The sequence below is a fragment of the Micrococcus sp. HMSC067E09 genome, from assembly GCF_001812555.1.
Taxonomy (GTDB): Bacteria; Actinomycetota; Actinomycetes; order Actinomycetales; family Micrococcaceae; genus Micrococcus; species Micrococcus lylae.
In genome coordinates, this window is the sequence record NZ_KV809408.1 from 10,841 (window position 1) to 29,490 (window position 18,650).

At 71.9% G+C, this 18,650-nt stretch carries 18 protein-coding genes; 11 read left to right on the forward strand and 7 right to left on the reverse strand.

The genetic code is table 11. The features are described from left to right. Positions 1-112: 112 nt before the first annotated feature. Positions 113-1,138 (reverse strand): CoA transferase, encoded by a 1,026-nt coding sequence (locus tag HMPREF2863_RS00545; RefSeq protein WP_083315133.1) that lies wholly within the window; start codon positions 1,136-1,138, stop codon positions 113-115. A gap of 75 nt (positions 1,139-1,213) precedes the next feature. Here HMPREF2863_RS00545 and HMPREF2863_RS00550 point away from each other — a divergent pair, with 75 nt between their 5' ends. The 3 genes from HMPREF2863_RS00550 (at position 1,214) to HMPREF2863_RS00560 (ending at position 4,882) form a co-directional block, all read left to right on the forward strand. Next, complete coding sequence (locus tag HMPREF2863_RS00550; protein ID WP_070637207.1) at positions 1,214-1,999, forward strand: FAA hydrolase family protein; 786 nt, start codon at positions 1,214-1,216, stop codon at positions 1,997-1,999. 108 nt (positions 2,000-2,107) lie between these two features. Next, on the forward strand, positions 2,108-2,989 hold the full coding sequence (locus HMPREF2863_RS00555; RefSeq protein WP_070637209.1) for an HpcH/HpaI aldolase family protein: 882 nt from the start codon (positions 2,108-2,110) through the stop codon (positions 2,987-2,989). 141 nt (positions 2,990-3,130) lie between these two features. Further along, a complete protein-coding gene (locus HMPREF2863_RS00560; RefSeq protein WP_070637211.1) occupies positions 3,131-4,882 on the forward strand; it encodes a protein adenylyltransferase SelO in 1,752 nt (583 codons plus the stop codon). A 110-nt stretch (positions 4,883-4,992) separates the two neighbouring features. Here the strand turns inward: HMPREF2863_RS00560 and HMPREF2863_RS00565 are convergent, their stop codons facing one another. The 4 genes from HMPREF2863_RS00565 to HMPREF2863_RS00580 form a co-directional block, all read right to left on the reverse strand. Further along, entirely contained in the window at positions 4,993-6,282 is a 1,290-nt protein-coding gene (locus HMPREF2863_RS00565; protein ID WP_067192304.1) for a glycerophosphodiester phosphodiesterase family protein, read from the reverse strand. A gap of 267 nt (positions 6,283-6,549) precedes the next feature. Continuing rightward, positions 6,550-6,894: a Rieske 2Fe-2S domain-containing protein gene (locus HMPREF2863_RS00570; RefSeq protein WP_067192300.1), complete on the reverse strand. Its 345-nt coding sequence runs from the start codon at positions 6,892-6,894 to the stop codon at positions 6,550-6,552. A gap of 3 nt (positions 6,895-6,897) precedes the next feature. Continuing rightward, the gene (locus tag HMPREF2863_RS00575) at positions 6,898-8,031 is read right to left on the reverse strand and encodes a histidinol-phosphate transaminase (protein ID WP_067192297.1); all 1,134 of its coding nucleotides are present in this window, start codon (positions 8,029-8,031) and stop codon (positions 6,898-6,900) included. Between the two features lie 169 nt (positions 8,032-8,200). Beyond that, the gene (locus HMPREF2863_RS00580; protein ID WP_082740150.1) at positions 8,201-8,977 is read right to left on the reverse strand and encodes an IclR family transcriptional regulator; all 777 of its coding nucleotides are present in this window, start codon (positions 8,975-8,977) and stop codon (positions 8,201-8,203) included. A gap of 165 nt (positions 8,978-9,142) precedes the next feature. Between HMPREF2863_RS00580 and HMPREF2863_RS00585 the strand changes: the two genes are divergently transcribed. Then, positions 9,143-11,044: an FAD-binding monooxygenase gene (locus HMPREF2863_RS00585; RefSeq protein ID WP_070637213.1), complete on the forward strand. Its 1,902-nt coding sequence runs from the start codon at positions 9,143-9,145 to the stop codon at positions 11,042-11,044. A 118-nt stretch (positions 11,045-11,162) separates the two neighbouring features. After that, positions 11,163-11,579: a phage holin family protein gene (locus HMPREF2863_RS00590; RefSeq protein ID WP_067190984.1), complete on the forward strand. Its 417-nt coding sequence runs from the start codon at positions 11,163-11,165 to the stop codon at positions 11,577-11,579. 10 nt (positions 11,580-11,589) lie between these two features. On the opposite strand, the gene HMPREF2863_RS00595 is transcribed toward HMPREF2863_RS00590, so the two are convergent. Together HMPREF2863_RS00595 and HMPREF2863_RS00600 are read right to left on the reverse strand one after the other, a co-directional pair. Next, positions 11,590-13,335, reverse strand: a complete 1,746-nt coding sequence (locus HMPREF2863_RS00595; RefSeq protein ID WP_070637215.1) for a hypothetical protein — start codon at positions 13,333-13,335, stop codon at positions 11,590-11,592. Next, a complete protein-coding gene (locus HMPREF2863_RS00600; RefSeq protein ID WP_127913502.1) occupies positions 13,332-13,733 on the reverse strand; it encodes a hypothetical protein in 402 nt (133 codons plus the stop codon). The genes HMPREF2863_RS00595 and HMPREF2863_RS00600 overlap by 4 nt, the downstream gene beginning before the upstream one ends. Positions 13,734-14,006: 273 nt before the next feature. On the opposite strand from HMPREF2863_RS00600, the gene paaA reads away from it, so the two are divergent. The 6 genes from paaA to HMPREF2863_RS00630 are packed head-to-tail and all read left to right on the forward strand — an operon-like array spanning position 14,007 to position 18,613. Beyond that, entirely contained in the window at positions 14,007-15,008 is a 1,002-nt protein-coding gene (gene paaA, locus HMPREF2863_RS00605; RefSeq protein WP_070637217.1) for a 1,2-phenylacetyl-CoA epoxidase subunit PaaA, read from the forward strand. Between the two features lie 3 nt (positions 15,009-15,011). Continuing rightward, the gene (gene paaB, locus HMPREF2863_RS00610) at positions 15,012-15,314 is read left to right on the forward strand and encodes a 1,2-phenylacetyl-CoA epoxidase subunit PaaB (RefSeq protein WP_067190975.1); all 303 of its coding nucleotides are present in this window, start codon (positions 15,012-15,014) and stop codon (positions 15,312-15,314) included. Beyond that, positions 15,311-16,144 carry a 1,2-phenylacetyl-CoA epoxidase subunit PaaC gene (gene paaC, locus HMPREF2863_RS00615; protein WP_070637219.1) on the forward strand — a complete coding sequence of 278 codons (834 nt, stop codon included), beginning with the start codon at positions 15,311-15,313 and terminating at the stop codon, positions 16,142-16,144. The genes paaB and paaC overlap by 4 nt, the downstream gene beginning before the upstream one ends. Then, positions 16,138-16,647 carry a 1,2-phenylacetyl-CoA epoxidase subunit PaaD gene (paaD, locus tag HMPREF2863_RS00620; RefSeq protein ID WP_067190973.1) on the forward strand — a complete coding sequence of 170 codons (510 nt, stop codon included), beginning with the start codon at positions 16,138-16,140 and terminating at the stop codon, positions 16,645-16,647. The genes paaC and paaD overlap by 7 nt, the downstream gene beginning before the upstream one ends. Further along, positions 16,647-17,816, forward strand: a complete 1,170-nt coding sequence (gene paaE / locus HMPREF2863_RS00625) for a 1,2-phenylacetyl-CoA epoxidase subunit PaaE (protein WP_067190972.1) — start codon at positions 16,647-16,649, stop codon at positions 17,814-17,816. The genes paaD and paaE overlap by 1 nt, the downstream gene beginning before the upstream one ends. Before the next feature lie 11 nt (positions 17,817-17,827). Continuing rightward, positions 17,828-18,613, forward strand: a complete 786-nt coding sequence (locus tag HMPREF2863_RS00630) for an enoyl-CoA hydratase/isomerase family protein (RefSeq protein WP_070637222.1) — start codon at positions 17,828-17,830, stop codon at positions 18,611-18,613. Positions 18,614-18,650 lie beyond the last annotated feature (37 nt).

The following is an 18,650-nucleotide window of genomic DNA, read 5'->3' on the forward strand; positions in this document are numbered from 1 at the left end:
ACCCTCTGGCTCGGCGAACCAGAAGAAACGGCCCCTTCACCGCCCCGCGAACCAGCCGAACCCTCTGGCTCGGCGAACCACAAACCCTCTGGTTCGGCGCGGGGGCCTGAACTCACGTCACCGGCACGATCGGGAGGTCATGCTCCTTGGCGAAGGTCACCCAGTGCTCTGCCGGCTGCTCGGCGAACACCGCGGCCAGCTCCTCAGCGCTCGTACCCAGCAACGTCTCCATGCGCTCGCGGAAGTGCGGCTCGAGCGCGGCCAGGGCCACGTACCCGTCGGCGCAGCGGTAGATCCCGTACTCGGGCAGGGTCCCACCGAGGATCGCCTCGGCGTGCGTCAGGTCGGTGGTGACGGCGGCGTCCCGCACGGCCTGTTCGAGGGAGACCTTCACGCGGACGGCGCCGCCATGCCCGCCGGCCACGTTCGCCCGGCGCTGCAGCAGCGCGGCGAGCGCCTGGCCGGCGGCCCGCTCGCCGCCCATGACGTCCGCCAGCAGCACGGCCGGCAGCCGCGGCGCCTCCGGACCGCCCGCCGCGATCGTCCCGTTCGCGGCCTGGTAGGTCAGGTCATGGCCCGGATCCTCCGGGTCCTCCTCCGAGCCGACGACCTCCACCCACGCCAGGGACATACGGTCCGCAAGCTCGGGCAGGCCGAGCCGCTCGGCCGCCGAGGGGCGCATGGAGGTCACGAGGATCTCGGCCTGGTCGGCCAGTTTCGCCAGCTGTGCCCGCCCCGTCTTGTTCTTCAGGTTGACCTCTACGATCTCCACTTCTGCAGAGAAGCGCTCGTAGATCAGCGTGGACATGCGGGACATCATGTCCCCGCCCGGGCTCTCCACCTTGATCACGTGGGCACCCCACTGCCGCAGCCGCCAGGCCGCCCACGGGCCGGGCAGGTTCGGGGCCAGAGACAGGACCGTGACACCCTCCAGCGGGCGCAGCGGCACCGGGGCCGCCGCCCCATCGTTCGCCGCGCCCCTCTCGGCCGCGGTCGTCTCGGCAGCGGTCTCGGCAGCGGTCACGGCGGGGCCTCCTCCGGCTCGGGCGACGGCCTGTCCCACCGGAGCTGCGAAGAGCCCGGCGAGGCGGCCGTCGTCGTGGGTCTTGCCCACAGCATGCCAGCGGATGTGAAGCACGTCACGAACGTGACGCCGGCGAACATATACGATTCTGCCCAGAGCCCCTGTACCCTCGCCGACGCAAGGAGCGCCATGCTGAACCACGAGACGCACGTGAAGATCGCCGACGAGCTGCACCAGGCCGGCATCGACCGCACACCGGTCCCCCTGCTGACCGCCCGCTACCCGGAGATGGAGATCGAGGACTCCTACGCCGTCCAGCGCATCTGGGCCGAGCGCCAGGTTCAGGCCGGCCGCCGCAAGGTGGGCCACAAGATCGGCCTGACCTCCAAGGCCATGCAGGACGCCACGGGCATCGACGAGCCGGACTACGGCGTGATCTTCGACGACCAGGTCTTCGAGTCCGGCCACGTCTACGAGTGGAAGAGGTACACCCACCCGCGCATCGAGATGGAGCTGGCGTTCGTGCTCAAGGATGAGCTGCGCGGCCCGGGCCTGAACCTGATTGACGTGCTGCGCGCCACCGAGTACGTGGTCCCGGCGCTGGAGGTGCTGGACTCGCGCATCGAGATGGCCGGCCGCACCATCACGGACACCATCTCGGACAACGCCGCCCTGGGCTCCATGGTGCTCGGCGGCCGCCCGGTGACGGTGGACGAGGTGGACCTGCGCTGGGTCGCCGGCGTCCTGTCCCGCAACCAGGAGATCATCGAGACCGGCGTGGCCGCCGGCGTGCTGAACCACCCGGCCAACGGCGTGCACTGGCTCGCCAACCGCATCGCCGAGCACGGCGACACCCTCGAGGCCGGCGAGATCGTCCTGGCAGGCTCCTTCACGCGCCCGATGTGGGTCTACGAGGGCGACACCGTGTACGCCGACTACGGCCCGCTGGGCACCATCACCTGCCGCTTCGCCTGAGCCCCGCGCTTCCCGACGACGGCCCCTCGCCTCCGGCACGGCCGTCACCCCGGGAACGGCCCGCCTCCTCCCGCCCCACCGCACGCTGACACCCCAGGAGCCTGTGAGATGCCCGTGATCGACAACACCCAGCCCCTGTTCCGCGACCTGTTCACCGCCGAGGCCGTGGCCGCGCGCGGAGGCCGCCCGGCCGCCGGCATGTTCCTGTGCTCCGGCGACGCCACCACCGCGGAGATCTGCGCCGGCGCCGGGATGGACTACCTGCTGATCGACGCCGAGCACGCCCCGCTGACGCTGGCGGACATCCTCGCCCAGCTGCGCACGATCGCCGGCTACCGCGTGCCCACCATGGTGCGTGTGCCCGCCCTGGACCCGGTGGCGATCAAGCAGTTCCTGGACCTGGGCGCGCAGACGCTGATCGTGCCGATGGTGGACGACGCCGAGATGGCCGCCGCCGCCGTGGCCGCGGCCCGCTACCCGGGCGCTGCCGGCGAGCGCCCCGGCCTCCGCGGCGTGGGCTCCGCCCTGGCCCGTTCGGGCCGCTGGAACCGGATCGGCGGCTACCTCAAGGACGGGGACTGCCATGTGGGCGTCATGGTCCAGATCGAGACCGCCAAGGGCGTGGAGAACGCCGCCGAGATCGCCGCGACGGACGGTGTGGACGGCGTCTTCATCGGCCCCTCGGACCTCTCGGCCTCCATGGGCCTGCTGGGCCAGCAGTCCCACCCGGACGTCGTGGCCGCCGTGGAGCAGACCATCGGGGCGGTGAAGGCCGCCGGCAAGATCGTGGGCGTCAACGCCTTCGTGAAGGCCCAGGCGGAGGCCTACGCGGCCGCCGGCGCCGACTACGTGAACGTGGGCGCGGACGTGGCGATCCTGGCCCGCGGCGCCGAGGCGCTCGCGGACACCTGGTGCCCGGCCGTCGAGGGTGGGACCGGCGACGGCGGGTCCGGCGAGGGTGGCGCGGACGGCGAGCGCGCCTCCTACTGAGCCGGCGGCCTGCGCCTCCTACTGGGCGGCGGCCCGCGCCTCCTCGTGGGCCGGGGCGGCCCGCGCCTCCTACTGAGCCCGGGGCGGACGGCGAGCGCGCCTCCTCCTGTGCCGGCGCGGCCTGCTCCGTACGCTGGGACGATGGACTCCTCCGTACGCTCCGCCGCCCTTCCCGATGACGGCCTCCCCTCCTGCGCCCCGCACCTCGCCTCGGTGTTCGCCGACGCCTTCCCGGAGCTCGCCGTGCCCTGGCAGGCGGCGGAGCCGATCTGCCCGAGCGTCGTGGTCGTGGACGAGGAGCTGGCCGCCGAGCTCGGCCTGGACCCGGCGTGGCTGCGCAGTCAGGAGGGGCTGCGTCTGCTGACCGGCGAGCGCCCGGCGCTCGGCCCGGGCCAGGACCCCGCCGCCGCCCGGCCGGTGGCCCAGGCGTATGCGGGACACCAGTTCGGGCACTACTCCCCCGTGCTCGGCGACGGCCGCGCCCTGCTGCTCGGCGAGATCCCCGCCACCCCCAGCACCCCCGCCACCCCCAGCGCTTTCGTTCGGGAAACGGTCGAATCCCCGGACGCTTTCGTTCGGGAAACCGTCGAGTCCCCGGACGCTTCCGTTCGGGAAACCGTCGAGTCCCCGGACGCCCTCCCGTCCCTGACGGACCTGCACCTGAAGGGCTCGGGCCGCACCCCGTTCTCCCGCCCCGGCTCGGACGGCCTGGCCGCCCTCGGCCCGATGCTCCGCGAGGTGCTCGTCTCGGCCTGCCTGCACGCACTCGGTGTGCCCACCTCGCGGGCCCTCGCCGTGGTGGCCACGGGCGGTCAGGTGCAGCGGGACCGTTCCCTGCCCGGCGCGGTGCTGGCCCGCACGGCCGCCTCCCACCTGCGCGTGGGCACCGTCCAGTACGCGGCGGCCCTGGCCGCCCAGCACGAGGCCGCCGGCTCCCCGGAACGTGCGGACGGCCTCCACCCGGAGACCCTCCTGACGCGCCTGGTGCAGCACGCCCTGGACCGCCACCACCCTCACGCCCCGCGCACGGATGTGCCGGCCCTGGACCTGCTGCGCGCCGTCGCCCGTGCCCAGGCCGAGCTGGTGGCGCAGTGGATGCTGCTGGGCTTCGTGCACGGCGTGATGAACACGGACAACATGACGCTGTCCGGCGAGGCGATCGACTTCGGCCCCTGCGCCTTCATGGAGGCCTTCGACCCGGACACGGTCTTCTCCTCGATCGACCATGCCGGCCGCTACGCCTACGGGAACCAGCCGGCGATCGCCCGCTGGAACCTCGCCCGCCTGGCCGAGGCACTGCTGCCGCTGATCGACCCGGACCAGCAGCGTGCCGTGGCCGCCGCCGAGCGTGTGCTGGACGAGTTCCGCGTGCACCACACCGCCGCCTGGCGGCGCGGCCTGGCCGCCAAGCTCGGCCTCCCCGCAGAGCCTGTTCCCGACGACGGCCCCGCACCTGCCGAGGACACCTCGCCGAACGCCTCCGCCTCCACCGGGACGGCCGCCACCGCGCCCGACGTCACCACGCTCACCGATCCGCTGTTCGCGCTGCTGGCCGAGCACCGCGTGGACTGGACGTCCTTCTGGGCATCGCTGGCGGACGTCGCCGAGTCAGCAGATGCCACGCTGCTCCCAGACCCGCTTCAGGACTGGGGTGCGGACTGGCTCGCCCACGGTCCGGACGCTGCACTGCTGCGTCGCACGAACCCGGTGGTCATCGCCCGCAACCATCTCGTCGAGGAGGCCCTGGACGCCGCGGAGGCCGGCGACCTGACGCCCTTCGAGAATCTGCTGTCCCAGGTGCGCAGGCCCTTCTCGCCCCCGGACGGACGGGAGCGATACGCGGAGCCGGCCGCGCCGTCGTCGGGAAGGTATGTGACGTACTGCGGGACCTGAGCCGAGAGCCGGAGGCGACCGCCCCGCGCCGGTGCGTCCTCCTCCGCCCCGAGCACACCGAAGGGCCCGCCCGCTCCGGATGGAGCAGGCGGGCCCTTCGGTGCGGCGGGTCAGTTCGCGAAGGTGTCCAGCAGACGACCCGTGGGGGTGAACAGGCCGACGGAGTCGCCGCCGTTGTTCAGCACGTTCGAGGTGCCCTGGTTGTAGTAGGCGTCCTCGGAGTCGGTGCCGGGGCCGGTGTACACCCGCAGGGTCTGGCCCGGCTCCAGGATGTAGCCCTCGCCGACGGTCAGCACGTTGTAGGCGGCGTCTCGAAGGAGGTAGCCGGAGACGTCCACCGGCGCCGGGCCGTCGTTGACCAGCACCACGTGCTCGCCGGTCTCCGGCTGCAGGTCCGGCCCGGGGACGTCGTTGACGGAGTCGAGGATCCGCACGCCCTGCGCCTGCGGGAACGGCTTGAGCCCCTTCGCATGGCGGACGAGCTCGCGCGGGAAGTCGCCGGTCACCCGGTCCACGCCGAGCGCCGCGACCTGGTCGTAGGCCTCCACGGAGTTCACGGTGTAGACGGCCGCCTCCAGGCCGGCGTCATGGATGCGCCGCACCCCGTCCGCGTCCAGGCTGCGGTAGTTCGTGCTGAAGCCGTCCGCATACTCGGCCACCGCTTCCAGGGCGGCGGCGTCCGGGACGGTGCCGGCGAGCTGCTGCAGCGGGATCTGCGGTGCCAGGGCTGCGAAGCGACGATTGGATTCGGCGTCGAAGCCGATGACCTCCACCTTGCCCCGGGCCACGAGGCGCTGCCACTCGGGCACGGAGGCGAGCGACTCGGCGACGACGGCCTCGACGCCGGGCGAGTCCTGCGGGCTCTTGATCTCGATGAACACACCGGTGCGCGGGGTGGCGGCTCGGGCGGCGTCGTCCAGGTGCGGGATCCGCTCGCCCCGGTAACGCTCGGCGTAGGCGGAGCCGACCTCGAGCTGCTGGAGCTCGTCCCAGGTGAAGCTGGTAATCGGGTCGTCTTCGCGGCCGGGGAACACCTCGGCGACGTTCGTCGTGCGTGCGGGCGTGGAGTCGTGGAAGAGGAACGGGACGCCGTCGGCCGAGAGCTGCACGTCGATCTCGAAGAAGCCGGCGCCGGAGCGGACCGCCTCACGGAAGGCCGCCACCGTGTTCTCCGGTGCCACGCCCGCGGCGCCGCGGTGGCCGATCACCTCGGGCGCGGAGGAGCCGACGGTCTGCGCCGAGACGGCACCGGCGCGCCCATGAGGCTCCGGTGCGCCGGGGGCGTGCTCTACCGCGGCCTGCGCGGCCGGGGACAGCAGCGTTCCGGTGATGGCGGCGGCGGCCAGCGCTCCGGTGGCGCGGCGGCGGGTGCGGGACGTGGTCTCGCGATGCGCGGGCATGCTCGGCTCCTTGCCTCGGGACAGGGTGAGCCTGGACGGATCCGCACTCACCCGGCACGGGGCGGCCCCGTGCCGCCGCCCACGCTCGCACCGGCCGGTGACCTGCATCTGCCGCCACGGTGGACAGACGCTTCACCGCAGGTGACCTGCGCGTGAAGAGCGGGAGACGCCGAGGGGCCCGCCCGCTCCCACGGAGCAGGCGGGCCCCTTCGGCTCGCCCGGGCATCGCCGGTCCGTCACCGGCGGCCGTCCGCCGGCCCTCCGGCCTCAGCCCTGCTTGCGGTCGACGATCGTCAGGTAGACCTCGCCGTCGCGGACCTCCACCCGGTGCACCCCGACCGGCTCGGTGGCGGGCAGGCACTGCGGCTTGCCGTCGGTGAGGCAGAACCGGGAGCCGTGGAGCCAGCATTCGATCTCGAGGCCCTCGAGCTCGCCCTCGGCCAGGGAGATGTCCCCGTGGGTGCAGGAGTCGTCGATGGCGTGGAAGCCGCCGTCCTCGGTGTGGAACACGGCGATGTCGTCCCAGTGGCCGGTCGCGCCCATGGGCAGGACCGTGGCCTCGCCGACGGCGATGTCCGCGGCGGCGCCGACGTGGATCTCGTTCCCTGCCATGGCTCAGCCCTTCCGGTAGTCGCGGGCGAGGGCGATGAACCGGTCGTTCGCCTCGACCTCGCCGATGGACACGCGCACACCCTCGCCGGCGAAGGCGCGGACGGACAGCGCCTGCTCGCCCGCCCGGGCGGCGAAGTCCGCGGCCTGCTCTCCGAGCGGCAGCCAGACGAAGTTGGCGTGGGTCTCCGGGATGTCCCAGCCGGCCTCGGTGAGGGCGGCGACCACACGCTCGCGCTCGTCCACCACCTTCTGGACGCGTTCGGTGACCTCGTCCAGGGCGTCCAGGGAGGCGATGGCGGCCTGCTCGGCCACCGTGGACACCGCGAACGGGGTGGCGACGACCCGCAGGTGGCGGGTGATCTCCGGGTGGGCGATCGAGTAGCCCACGCGGAGGTTGGCCAGGCCGTGGGCCTTGGAGAAAGTGCGCAGCACGGCCACGTTCCGGTGCTTGCGGTACATCTCGATGCCCTGCACGGCGTCGTCGTGGCGGACGAACTCCACGTAGGCCTCGTCGATGACCACGAGGATGTGCTCGGGCACCTTGGCCAGGAAGTCCTCGACTTCGGCGGTGGTGAGCACCGGTCCGGTCGGGTTGTTCGGGGTGCAGAGAATGATCACGCGGGTGTTCTCGGTGATCGCGTCCAGCATGGCCGGCAGGTCGTGGCGGTGGTCCGCGGTGAGCGGGACCTGCACGTCCTTCGCCCCGGCGGAGCGCACCACGATCGGATACGCCTCGAAGGAGCGCCAGGCGAAGAGGACCTCGTCGCGGTGGCCGTCGTCGTGCGGGCCCGCGTAGGCGGTGATGATCTGGGTCAGGGCTCCCAGGGAGCCGCCGCCGGTGACGATGTCGTCGGCCGGGACGCCGTGGTGCTCGGCCAGGCGGGTGCGCAGCGCGGTGGACAGCGGGTCCGGGTAGCGGCACAGCGCGCTGGCCTCGCCCTCGGCGCCGGCCACCAGCGCGGTGACGGTGTCCAGCACGGACGGGACCGGGGCGTACGGGTTCTCATTGGAGGACAGCTTGTACGGCGTCAGGCCCTCGACGGCGGCCGGGGGCTTGCCTGCGGCGTAGGGCGGAAGCAGGTCGATCACCGGGTTGGGGTGGACGACGGTCGTGCTCGGCTTCGGGGTCTCAGTCATGGTCAGAAGACTACGACGACGGCACTGGCCTGTCTTGCCGGAGCTGCCGATGGTGCGCATTCCGTCAGCGCGGGCGGGTCTGCGGTGTCAGTTCGTCTCCGCGCGGCGGCTTCGCGGCGGGCTCCCCACCCCGCATCGACTCCGGCACCTCAGTGCGGTGGGCTCCGCGTCAGTGTGCGGGCGCGGCGCCCAGCGCCGCGGCGATGGTCTCGGCGCCGGCACTCAGGCGCCGCCCGATGGCTTCGGTGTCCTCGGCCCGGTCCGCGTAGACGACCGCCACGGCCGCGGGCAGCTGCCCGGGCACGCGCAGCGGGACCGCCACGGAGAAGACGCCGGGGATGACCTCGCCGCGGCTCGTGGCATGGCCGCGCTCGCGTGCGGCGGCGACCTCGGGGCGCTCCGGGTCCTCGATGATGCCGGTGTCCGCGGCGGCGGCGAGCTGCTCGGGCTCCAGGGAGGCGGCGATTGCCAGGCCGGGGCCGCCGCGGCCGAGCGGGTGCCGGGTGCCGGGGCGCTGGGTGACGAGGTTGCCCTGGGCAGGCTCGACGGTGACGAGGGTCGTGCAGTCCTGGCCGTCCCACACCACCACGAAGGCGCTCATGCCCAGGTCCTGGGAGATCGCGGTCAGCTCCGGCAGGGCGGCGGCCTGCAGGTCCTGCTCCACGCCGCGGGCGAGCACGGCCAGGCCGGGAGCGCCGTAGACGCGCCCGGCGGCGTCGCGGCGGACCAGACGGCGGTCCTCGAGGGTCCGGAGGATCCGGTAGACGATCGAGCGGTGCACACCGAGCGCGGCGGCGACCTCCGCGATGGTCGGCGGCTGCGCCGAGCCCGTGACCACCTCGAGCACGCGGATGCCGCGGTCCAGCGTCTGCGAGGAGGCGGACGAGGAGGCGCCGCGGGCGCCGGAGGGGGCGGCCGTCGTCGTGGTGCTGCGCGGCGGTGTCATGGACGGCTCCTTTCCGGAGAAACCCTTGTGAAGTGGCTCACGCCTGGCGTACAGTCTGACACAGTTCGTTCTCTATGAGAACAGCGTGTTCCATATGCGAACACAGCCGCCGCGACCACCTCCCGAGGCGCCCCGCTCCCCCGGGCCCGCGCGAAAGGACCAAGGATGCTCTTCCATCACAACGGCTATGTCTCCACGAACCCCCGCCAGTACGCGGCCGCCGGCGTCGGCCTCGACCGCCCGGCCGAGCTGCCGGACGAGATGGACGTGCTGATCGTGGGCGCAGGCCCGGCCGGCATGATCGCCGCCGCCCAGCTGGCGATGTTCCCGGACGTCACCACCCGCATCATCGACCGCCGCCCCCACCGCCTGAAGATCGGGCAGGCCGACGGCATCCAGGCCCGCTCCGTGGAGACCTTCCAGGCGTTCGGCTTCGCCAACGAGATCATCGACGAGGCCTTCGACCTGACGTACATGGCCTTCTGGAACCCGGATCCGGAGAACCCGGAGAACATCGTCCGCACCTCCCTGGCCGAGGACGACCCGGAGGGCGTGTCCGAGTTCCCGCACCTGATCGTGAACCAGGCCCGCATCCTGGACTACTACGCCGAGTACATGAAGAACGCCCCCACCCGCATGGAGCCGGACTTCGGCTGGGCCTTCGAGGCCCTGGACGACTCCGGCGAGGGCGACTACCCGGTGACCGTGACACTGCGCCGCACCGGCGACGGCGTGGGCAACGAGGTCGCCGACGGCCCGACCCGCCAGGTCCGCTGCAAGTACGTGGTCGGCGCGGACGGGGCCCGCTCGGGCGTGCGCAAGGCGATCGGCCACTCCCTCGCCGGCGACGCCGCCAACCACGCCTGGGGCGTCATGGACACCCTGGCCGTCACCGACTTCCCGGACATCCGCACCAAGTGCGCCATCCACTCCAAGAACGGCTCCATCCTGCTGATCCCGCGCGAGGGCGGCCACCTGTTCCGCCTCTACGTGGACCTCGGCGTGGTGCCGGAGGGGGACAACGGCACCATCCGCAAGACCCCGCTCGAGGAGGTCATCAAGCGCGCCCAGGCGATCCTGCACCCCTACACCCTGGAGGTGAAGGACGTGGCCTGGAACTCGATCTACGAGGTCGGCCACCGCCTGACCTCCGGCTTCGACAACCGCGAGCGGGTGGGCGAGCCGACCGTGTTCCTGCTCGGCGACGCCTGCCACACCCACTCCGCGAAGGCCGGCCAGGGCATGAACGTGTCCATGCAGGACGGCTGGAACCTCGCCTGGAAGCTCGGCCAGGTCCTCTCCGGCCAGGCCCCGAAGGAGCTCGTGGGCACCTACTCGGACGAGCGCAAGGACATCGCCAAGAACCTGATCGACTTCGACAAGGAGTGGTCCACCCTCATGGCGAAGCCGATCGACGAGCTCGGCGACCCGAACGAGGTGGCGGAGTTCTACACCAAGACCGCCGAGTTCCCGGCCGGATTCATGACCGAGTACCAGCCGTCCATGCTGACCCGCAGCGGGAACCAGGAGCTGGCCACCGGCTACCCGATCGGCAAGCGCTTCCGCTCCGAGCTGGTCGAGCGCTCCTGCGATACCAACACCAAGCACCTGGGCCACCTGCACAAGGCCGACGGCCGCTGGCGCGTGTACGTCTTCGCCGACGCCGCCATGCCGAACGCCGAGGACTCGAAGGCCGCCGCCTGGGCCACGGCGATCGAGCAGGACCCGGCGTCCTTCCGCAACCGCTGCACCCCGGCCGGCGCCCCGCAGGACACCGTGTTCGACATCAAGGTGGTCTACCAGCAGAAGCAGACCGAGTTCGCCCACCCGGACGTGCCGGCCCTGTTCAAGCCGACCTCGGGCTGTCTGGGCCTGTATGACCTGAACAACATCTTCGCCACCTGCCTGCCCTCGCACGGCCCGGACATCTTCGACGTCCGCGGCATCTCCCGCGACGGCGCCGTGGTGATCGTCCGCCCGGACCACTACGTGGCCGCGGTCCTGCCGCTGGACGCCCCGGAGCAGGCCAACGAGTTCTTCGAGGGCGTGCTCCTGGACCAGAACTGATCCGGTGCATCGGGGCCCTGACGGCCCCGTCCCGACGGCGGCGCCGTCACCTGCTGCAGGTGGCGGCGCCGCCGCCTGTTCTCACCCCGGGTCCAGCCGGACCTGCGAGAGTGGTTCCATGACCCGATTCCTCCTCAGCCTCGCCGTCAACGCCATCGCGCTCTGGTCCGCCGTCTGGCTGCTGCCCGGCATGGACGTGACCCTGTCCTCCTCCCTGCACCTGTTCGACGACCAGACGGCGAACACCGTGGTCGCCTACGCCCTGCTCGGCCTGCTGTTCGGCGCCGTGAACGCGGTGATCCGCCCGATCGTGGCGTTCCTCTCCCTGCCCATCACCTGCCTGACGCTCGGTCTGTTCACGGTGATCATCAACGCCGCCATGCTCGCGCTCACCTCCTGGCTGTCCTCCTTCCTGCCGATGCAGCTGCACATCGACCGCTTCTTCTTCACCGCCGTGTTCGCCGCGGTGATCGTGTCCCTGGTCTCCCTGGTGATGTCCTCCATCACGAACCGCATCGCGCCCGAGCGGCGCTGAGCCGCGTCCGTCACCGGCCGCCGAGCCGGCCCAGCCGGGCCCGTGGATGCGCCGGCGGCGGCTGCCGCTCCCACGGCTCCGGCCGCCGCCGCCCCAGCGGCACCGTCTTCTGTGAGAGCACCCTCCCGCCGGTGAGCAGACCCAGCGCGGCCACCGTGGGGGCCGCCTCGCCCCACGCCTCGGCCCCCCGCGCCTCCTGGGCCTCGACCAGCCCGCGGTACGAGCCGATGCCGTGGTGCTCCATCAATCGCTCGGGGACGTCCGCCAGGTGCGCGGGCAGGCGCTTCATCGCCTCGTAGTTCTCCGGGACCTCGGAGAGGTCGTAGTCCTCGTCGAGGACGCGCAGGTACTCGATGTACTCCTGGAACTCCTCCGTGGTCACCGACGGCGTCGAGGCCAAGGTCACCGTCGCCCGGTCCACGGTGGCGGGGTTCGGTCCGCCGTCCAGGGCCGCGGTGAGGTCATGCTCGTCCTCCAGGTGCAGCACGGGCGTCCCCTCCGGTGTCGGCAGGTTCGCCGTCGGAGACCCGTACGTGTAGGCGCCGGCCATCTCGTACCGGGACGCGAGCGCTTCGTGGGACAGCAGGTTCACCGCGTGCAGTCCCCCCTGGGAGTGGCCGGCGGGCAGCACTCGGGCGCCGTCCGGCACGCCGGCGGCCGCCAGTGCCGCGGCCACGGCGTCCCCGGTCCGCTGCGAGTTCCTGCCCACGGCGTCGGCGATGCCGCCCAGCCCGGTGAAGTTGTCATAGCGGGTCCCGTCCTCGCCGAGCCCGTGCTCGGCCTCGAGGTCCTGGCTCTGGGTCCCCGGCAGCGTGACGACGTAGGTGTCTCGGCCGTCCGCAGCCCGGATCCGGGTGACCATGACCCGTCCCGGACCGGCGCCGGACACCTGCTCCTGCAGCCCCATGACGGCCGAGACTCCGCCGTCCAATGCTTCGGGACCGTCCTCGACGGCCTCGACGGCTCCGACGACCTCCACCGGCTGCTGCGCCAGATGCCGGAGGCTGGCCTCCGAGAAGTTCTCCCAGTTGACCACCTCGTCGTAGACGTCCCCCACAGGGCCGTCCATGATCCAGCCGGCCAGCGTCCCGGCGGGGTCGGCCAGCGTGGACCTGGCCCCCAGCGTGCGGCCCTTCGCCGTCACCCTCTGTGTGGCCGAGCGCGGGTCCGTCCCCGTCACGCTTCCCGCCTTCGCCGTGCGGGCGGCGGCGCGGGAGTCGAGGACATCGCGGTGTCGGGCGATGCCGGGGACCCTCATCGCCCCGGCGAACATGCCCGCCGTGATCCCCTTGGCCAGGGCGCCCTGGGTCACGGAGTTCAGAGCGTTGCGCACCAGCAGCTCCGCTTCGTCCACCGTGAACCCGTTCTGCCCCTCGGACCAGACGTGGCCCACGGCCTCCCCCGCGGAGAGCTGGACACGCTCCACCGCATGCCGCGCCCCGCGTTCGGCGGCCCGGTAGCGGTCCACGGACATCCGCACCGAGGTGGCCGCCGTCCGTGCGATCTCCTGCACCTGGACCGCGTTGACCTCCAGGTCCTGCAGCCGCACGGTCACGTCCAGGACCGCCGGGGCCACCTCGGCGTGCGCCGGGAGCTCCTCCGCCCACTGGCGCACCGGTATGCGCAGGGCCGTCAGGGCCGGCTCCAGTCGTTCCAGCCCGAGACAGGCATGCTCGAGGTCGTCCAGGTCCGCCATGATCGAGGTCGGTCCGCCGGAGACCCGCCGGATGCCGGTCCGATCCGTCTGCCTGCTCATCCGCACGCCACCGCCTTCCCCGCCCACTGAAGAGCCTGTTGTTCGGCGATCGCCTCCGCCTCGGCGGCACGGGCCTGCTCCACGGCTGCCGACAGAGAGGCCTCCGCCTCCGCGACCAGGTCCAGCACCCTGCTCCCGCGTGCCTTCATGTCCGCGACCTGGCGCAGATAGCCGCGTGCGGCGTCCGAGACCCAGCGGACCTCCTCGGCCCAGGACAGGTGCCGCAGGCAGTCCTCCCAGTCCGACCGCTGCGCACGGAGCCGCCCGAGGACCCATTCGAGCTGCTCGACCGCCGCCGCCGCGTCCCGCCGGCGCGCGTTCACCCCGCCGGTCTCCCCCGCCAGCCAGCCGAGCACACCGGCCTGCGCCGCCGCGCATGTCATCACGTTCGTCACCATGCCCCGGACGCTAGGCGAGGCGGGCACCCGGGTGCGCGGCCGTCGTCGGGAACTGTGGACAGGGCCCGGGGACCGGGCGCCTGTGGAGGAGGGGACGGCCCGCAGTCCGTGTGCGGCAGACGCCGGAACCGGGCGGCGCGGACATATTGACCACCCCCGCACCCTGACCTATCCTGAACGAACGGTCAGTAATTGTCCGCGCCCGCTTCCGCGCAGGCGACGCAGACCGACGCCGCCCGCGAGAACACGCCGCAAGCAATGAGGTGACACCCCATGGCAGAGAACACCACCACTCTGGCCGCCGTCGCGTCCGAGGAAGACGCCGCCGGTCAGGAGAACTTCGATCGTCTGATCGCCGAGGACTCCCGCATCGAGCCCCGCGACTGGATGCCGCCGGCCTACCGCAAGTCCCTGACCCGCCAGGTCTCCCAGCACGCGCACTCCGAGATCATCGGCATGCAGCCGGAGGCCAACTGGATCACCCGCGCCCCGTCCCTGAAGCGCAAGGCCATCCTCATGGCCAAGGTGCAGGACGAGGCCGGCCACGGCCTGTACCTGTACTCGGCCGCCGAGACCCTCGGCACCCCGCGGGACGAGCTGAACGCGCAGCTGCTCTCCGGCCGCGCGAAGTACTCCTCGATCTTCAACTACCCGGCCCGCACCTGGGCGGACATGGGCGCCATCGGCTGGCTCGTGGACGGCGCCGCCATCTGCAACCAGGTGCCGCTCTGCCGCGCCTCCTACGGCCCGTACGGCCGCGCGATGGTCCGGATCTGCAAGGAGGAGTCCTTCCACCAGCGCCAGGGCTGGGAGATCCTCTACTCCCTCTCCCACGGCACCCCGGAGCAGAAGCAGATGGCCCAGGACGCCGTGAACCGCTTCTACGGCCCGGCCCTGCAGATGTTCGGCCCGCCGGACGAGGACTCCCCGAACTCCAAGCAGTCCATGGCCTGGAAGGTCAAGCGCTTCTCCAACGACGAGCTGCGCCAGCGCTTCGTGGACATGATCGTCCCCCAGGCCGAGGCCCTCGGCCTGACCCTGCCGGACCCGGACCTGAAGTGGAACGAGGAGCGCGGCCACTACGACTTCGGCGAGCTCGACTGGGACGAGTTCATGTCGGTCATCAAGGGCGGAGGCCCCATGAACGTCCAGCGCATGGCCCGCCGCGTCCAGGCCCATGAGGACGGCGCCTGGGTCCGTGAGGCCGCCGCCGCCTACGCCCGCCGCCAGGCCGAGCAGAACCAGCCGGCCAAGACCCAGCTGATCGGAGCCTGACCCATGACCGAGAACACGTCCACCTCGAACGCCTGGCCGCTCTGGGAGGTCTTCGTCCGGGCCTCGCGCGGCCTGTCCCACGTGCACGCGGGCTCCCTGCACGCCCCGGACGCCACCATGGCGCTGCGCAACGCGCGCGACCTGTACACCCGCCGCAACGAGGGCACCTCCGTGTGGGTCGTCCCGGCCGAGGCCATCGCCGCCTCCGACCCGGACTCCAAGGGCGGCTTCTTCGAGTCGGCGCAGGGCAAGTCCTACCGCCACGCCACCTACTACCAGCAGTCCGAGGGGGTGCCGCACCTGTGAGCTTCGCGACCAACGACTCGGCCACCAAGCAGTCCGCCGGTGTGGCCATCACCGCCGAGGAGATCGCCGAGTCCGGCGCCACGGCCTCGGAGGCCGTGGCGAACTACGCCGTGCAGCTGGGCGACGACGCCCTGATGCTCGGCCAGCGCCTGTCCTGGTGGATCTCCCGCGCCCCGGAGCTCGAAGAGGACATCGCCCTGGGCAACATCGCCCTGGACCTGGTGGGCCACGCCCGCTTCTTCCTGACCTACGCGGGCACCGCGTGGGGCAAGACGGAGGACCAGCTCGCCTACCTGCGCGACGAGGAGGAGTTCCGCTCCGCCCGCCTCGTGGAGGCCGAGAACGGCGACTTCGCCAAGACGATCGCCCGCCAGCTGTACTACTCGTTCTACTCGTACGAGCTGTACACCCGCCTCGTGGACTCGAAGGACGAGACCCTCTCGGCCATCGCGAACAAGGCCCTCAAGGAGGTCCTGTACCACCAGGACCATGCCGCCGTGTGGCTGAACCGCCTGGGCCTGGGCACCGAGGAGTCCGCCCGCCGCATGCAGGCCGGCCTGGACGAGCTGTGGCCGTACGTCGGCGAGCTGTTCTACGACGACGAGAACACCGCCGAGCTGGCCGGCCAGGGCATCGCCGTGCTGCCGTCCTCGCTGGAGGAGCCGACCCTGGAGCGCATCACGCGCGCCATCACCGAGGCCGGCCTCGAGGTCCCGACCTCCCCGACCGCCCGCGGCCTCGACCGCTCCGGCGCCACCTCCGAGTGGCGCGGCTACATCCTGGCCGAGATGCAGGTGCTCGCGCGCCGGTACCCGGAGGCGCAGTGGTGAAAGCCGCCGAGCTCCGTCCCGCCGACCCCGCCGACGCGCAGGTCTGGGACGCCGCCGCCACCGTGCACGACCCGGAGATCCCCGTGCTGTCCATCGCGGACCTGGGGATCCTCCGTCAGGCACGGGCAGAGGACGGCCGCGCCGTCGTGGTCATCACCCCGACCTACTCCGGCTGCCCCGCCATGGAGACCATCACCACGGACGTGAAGCTCGCCCTGTCCCGGGCCGGCTTCGAGGACGCGGAGGTGCGCCTGGTGCTGCAGCCTGCGTGGACCACGGACTGGATGACCGACGAGGGCAAGGCCAAGCTCAGCGAGTACGGGATCGCCCCGCCTGCGGCCCGGACCACCGACGGTCCGGTGCGCATCGGCTTGGCCGTCAAGTGCCCGCGCTGCCACTCGCTGAACACGCGAGAGATCACCCGCTTCGGGTCCACCTCCTGCAAGGCGCTCCACACCTGCAACGACTGCCTCGAACCCTTCGACTACTTCAAGGTGCACTGATGACCGAGACCACCGACGCCCCCATCGGCCGCAAGCGCCGCGCCACGTTCAACACCCTCGAGGTGACCGGGCTGCGCAAGCTGACCTCGGACTCCGTGGAGGTCACCTTCACCGTCCCCGAGGAGCTCGCGGACGACTACGACTACCTCCCGGGCCAGTACGTCGCGCTCCGCAAGGAGATCGACGGCGCCGAGATCCGCCGCTCCTACTCGATCTGCGCCGTGCCCCGCCGCGGTGAGATCCGCGTGGCCGTCAAGAAGGACCTGGGCGGCAGGTTCTCCACCTGGGCCAACGAGGTCCTCGAGGTCGGCGAGAAGATCGACGTGATGAACCCGCAGGGCGCCTTCACGTCCCGGACCCACATCACCTCGATGAACAACGCCGAGGAGCTCGCCGCCGAGAAGGTGTCCGAGAAGAAGAACACCCACCTGGTGGCCTTCGCCGCCGGCTCCGGCATCACGCCGATCATGTCCATCGCCAAGGCCGTGCTGGCCGCCTCGGACACCTCGCGCTTCGACCTGGTGTTCGCCAACCGCTCCGCCATGGACGTGATGTTCGCGGAGGAGATCGGCGACCTGAAGGACAAGTACCCGGCCCGCTTCACCGTGAGCCACGTGCTGTCCCGCGAGCAGCGCGTCTCCCCGCTGCTGTCCGGCCGCATCGACGCCGAGAAGCTCGAGACCCTCCTCGACCGCGTGATCGACGTGAACGGCACCGACGAGTGGTTCCTCTGCGGCCCGTTCGAGCTGGTCCAGCTGGTCCGCGACTCCCTCGCCCAGCGCGGCGTGGCCGAGGACAAGGTCCGCTTCGAGCTGTTCACCACCGGCCGCCCGGAGAACCCGGAGGGCCAGTCCGGCCGCGTGGTGGAGACCGACCCGGCCGGAGACAACTACACCATCGAGTTCAACCTCGACGGCCTGTCCGGCAAGGTCGAGTCCCCGAAGTCGGCGCACGAGACCCTGCTCAACGCCGCCCTGCGCGTGCGCTCGGACGTCCCGTTCGCCTGCGCCGGCGGCGTGTGCGGCACCTGCCGCGCCAAGGTCACCGACGGCACCTACGAGATGGACGAGAACTACGCCCTCGAGAAGGACGAGGTCGAGGCCGGCTACGTGCTGACCTGCCAGACCCGTCCGACCTCGGACACCATCACGGTCGACTTCGACTCCTGAGGAGGGTTCCCATGATCGACCTGACCATCGCCGACGGCGTCGCCGAGATCGTCCTGAACGCCCCGCAGAAGATGAACTCCCTGGACGAGGCCGCCCTCGCGGACCTCGGCAAGGCCTATGCGGACGTGGCCGCAGCGGCCGAGCGCGGCGAAGTCCGCGCCCTGCTGCTGCGCGGGGAGGGCCGCGGCTTCTGCGCCGGACGTGACATCTCGAATGTCGTCCCGGCGGACGACGACGCCACCGCCTACCTGCGGGACAAGGTCACCCCGGTGCTGCGCGCCATGGCCGACCTGCCGGTGCCGACCTTCGCCGCCGTGCAGGGCGCGTGCCTGGGCGTGGGCCTGGGCCTGGCGATCGCCACGGACGTGGTCTACGTGGCCGAGAACGCCAAGATCGGCTCCCCGTTCGCCAACCTCGGCGCCACCCTGGACTCCGGCGGACACTGGCTGTTCACCGAGCGCCTGGGCGCCCACCGCACCCTGGACCTCATCTACACCGCCGAGCTGATCTCCGGCGCCGAGGCTGTGCAGGCCGGCCTGTTCTCCCGTGCCGTGCCGGCGGACGAGCTGCTGGAGTTCACCCGCGCCAAGGTCGCGCAGGTCGCCTCCGGCGCCACCCTGGCGTTCAGGGCCTCCAAGGAGCTCGTCGCTCAGATCCGCGATCGGCGCGTGGGCCTGTGGGAGTCCCTGGACGCCGAGAACGTCGCCCAGGGCGACCTCTGCAGCACCGCGGACTACGCGGAGGGCTTCAAGGCCTTCCAGCAGAAGCGCACGCCGGAGTTCACCGGCCGCAGCTGACCGGCTCCTGCAGGAGCCGCTTCCCGACGACGGCGCC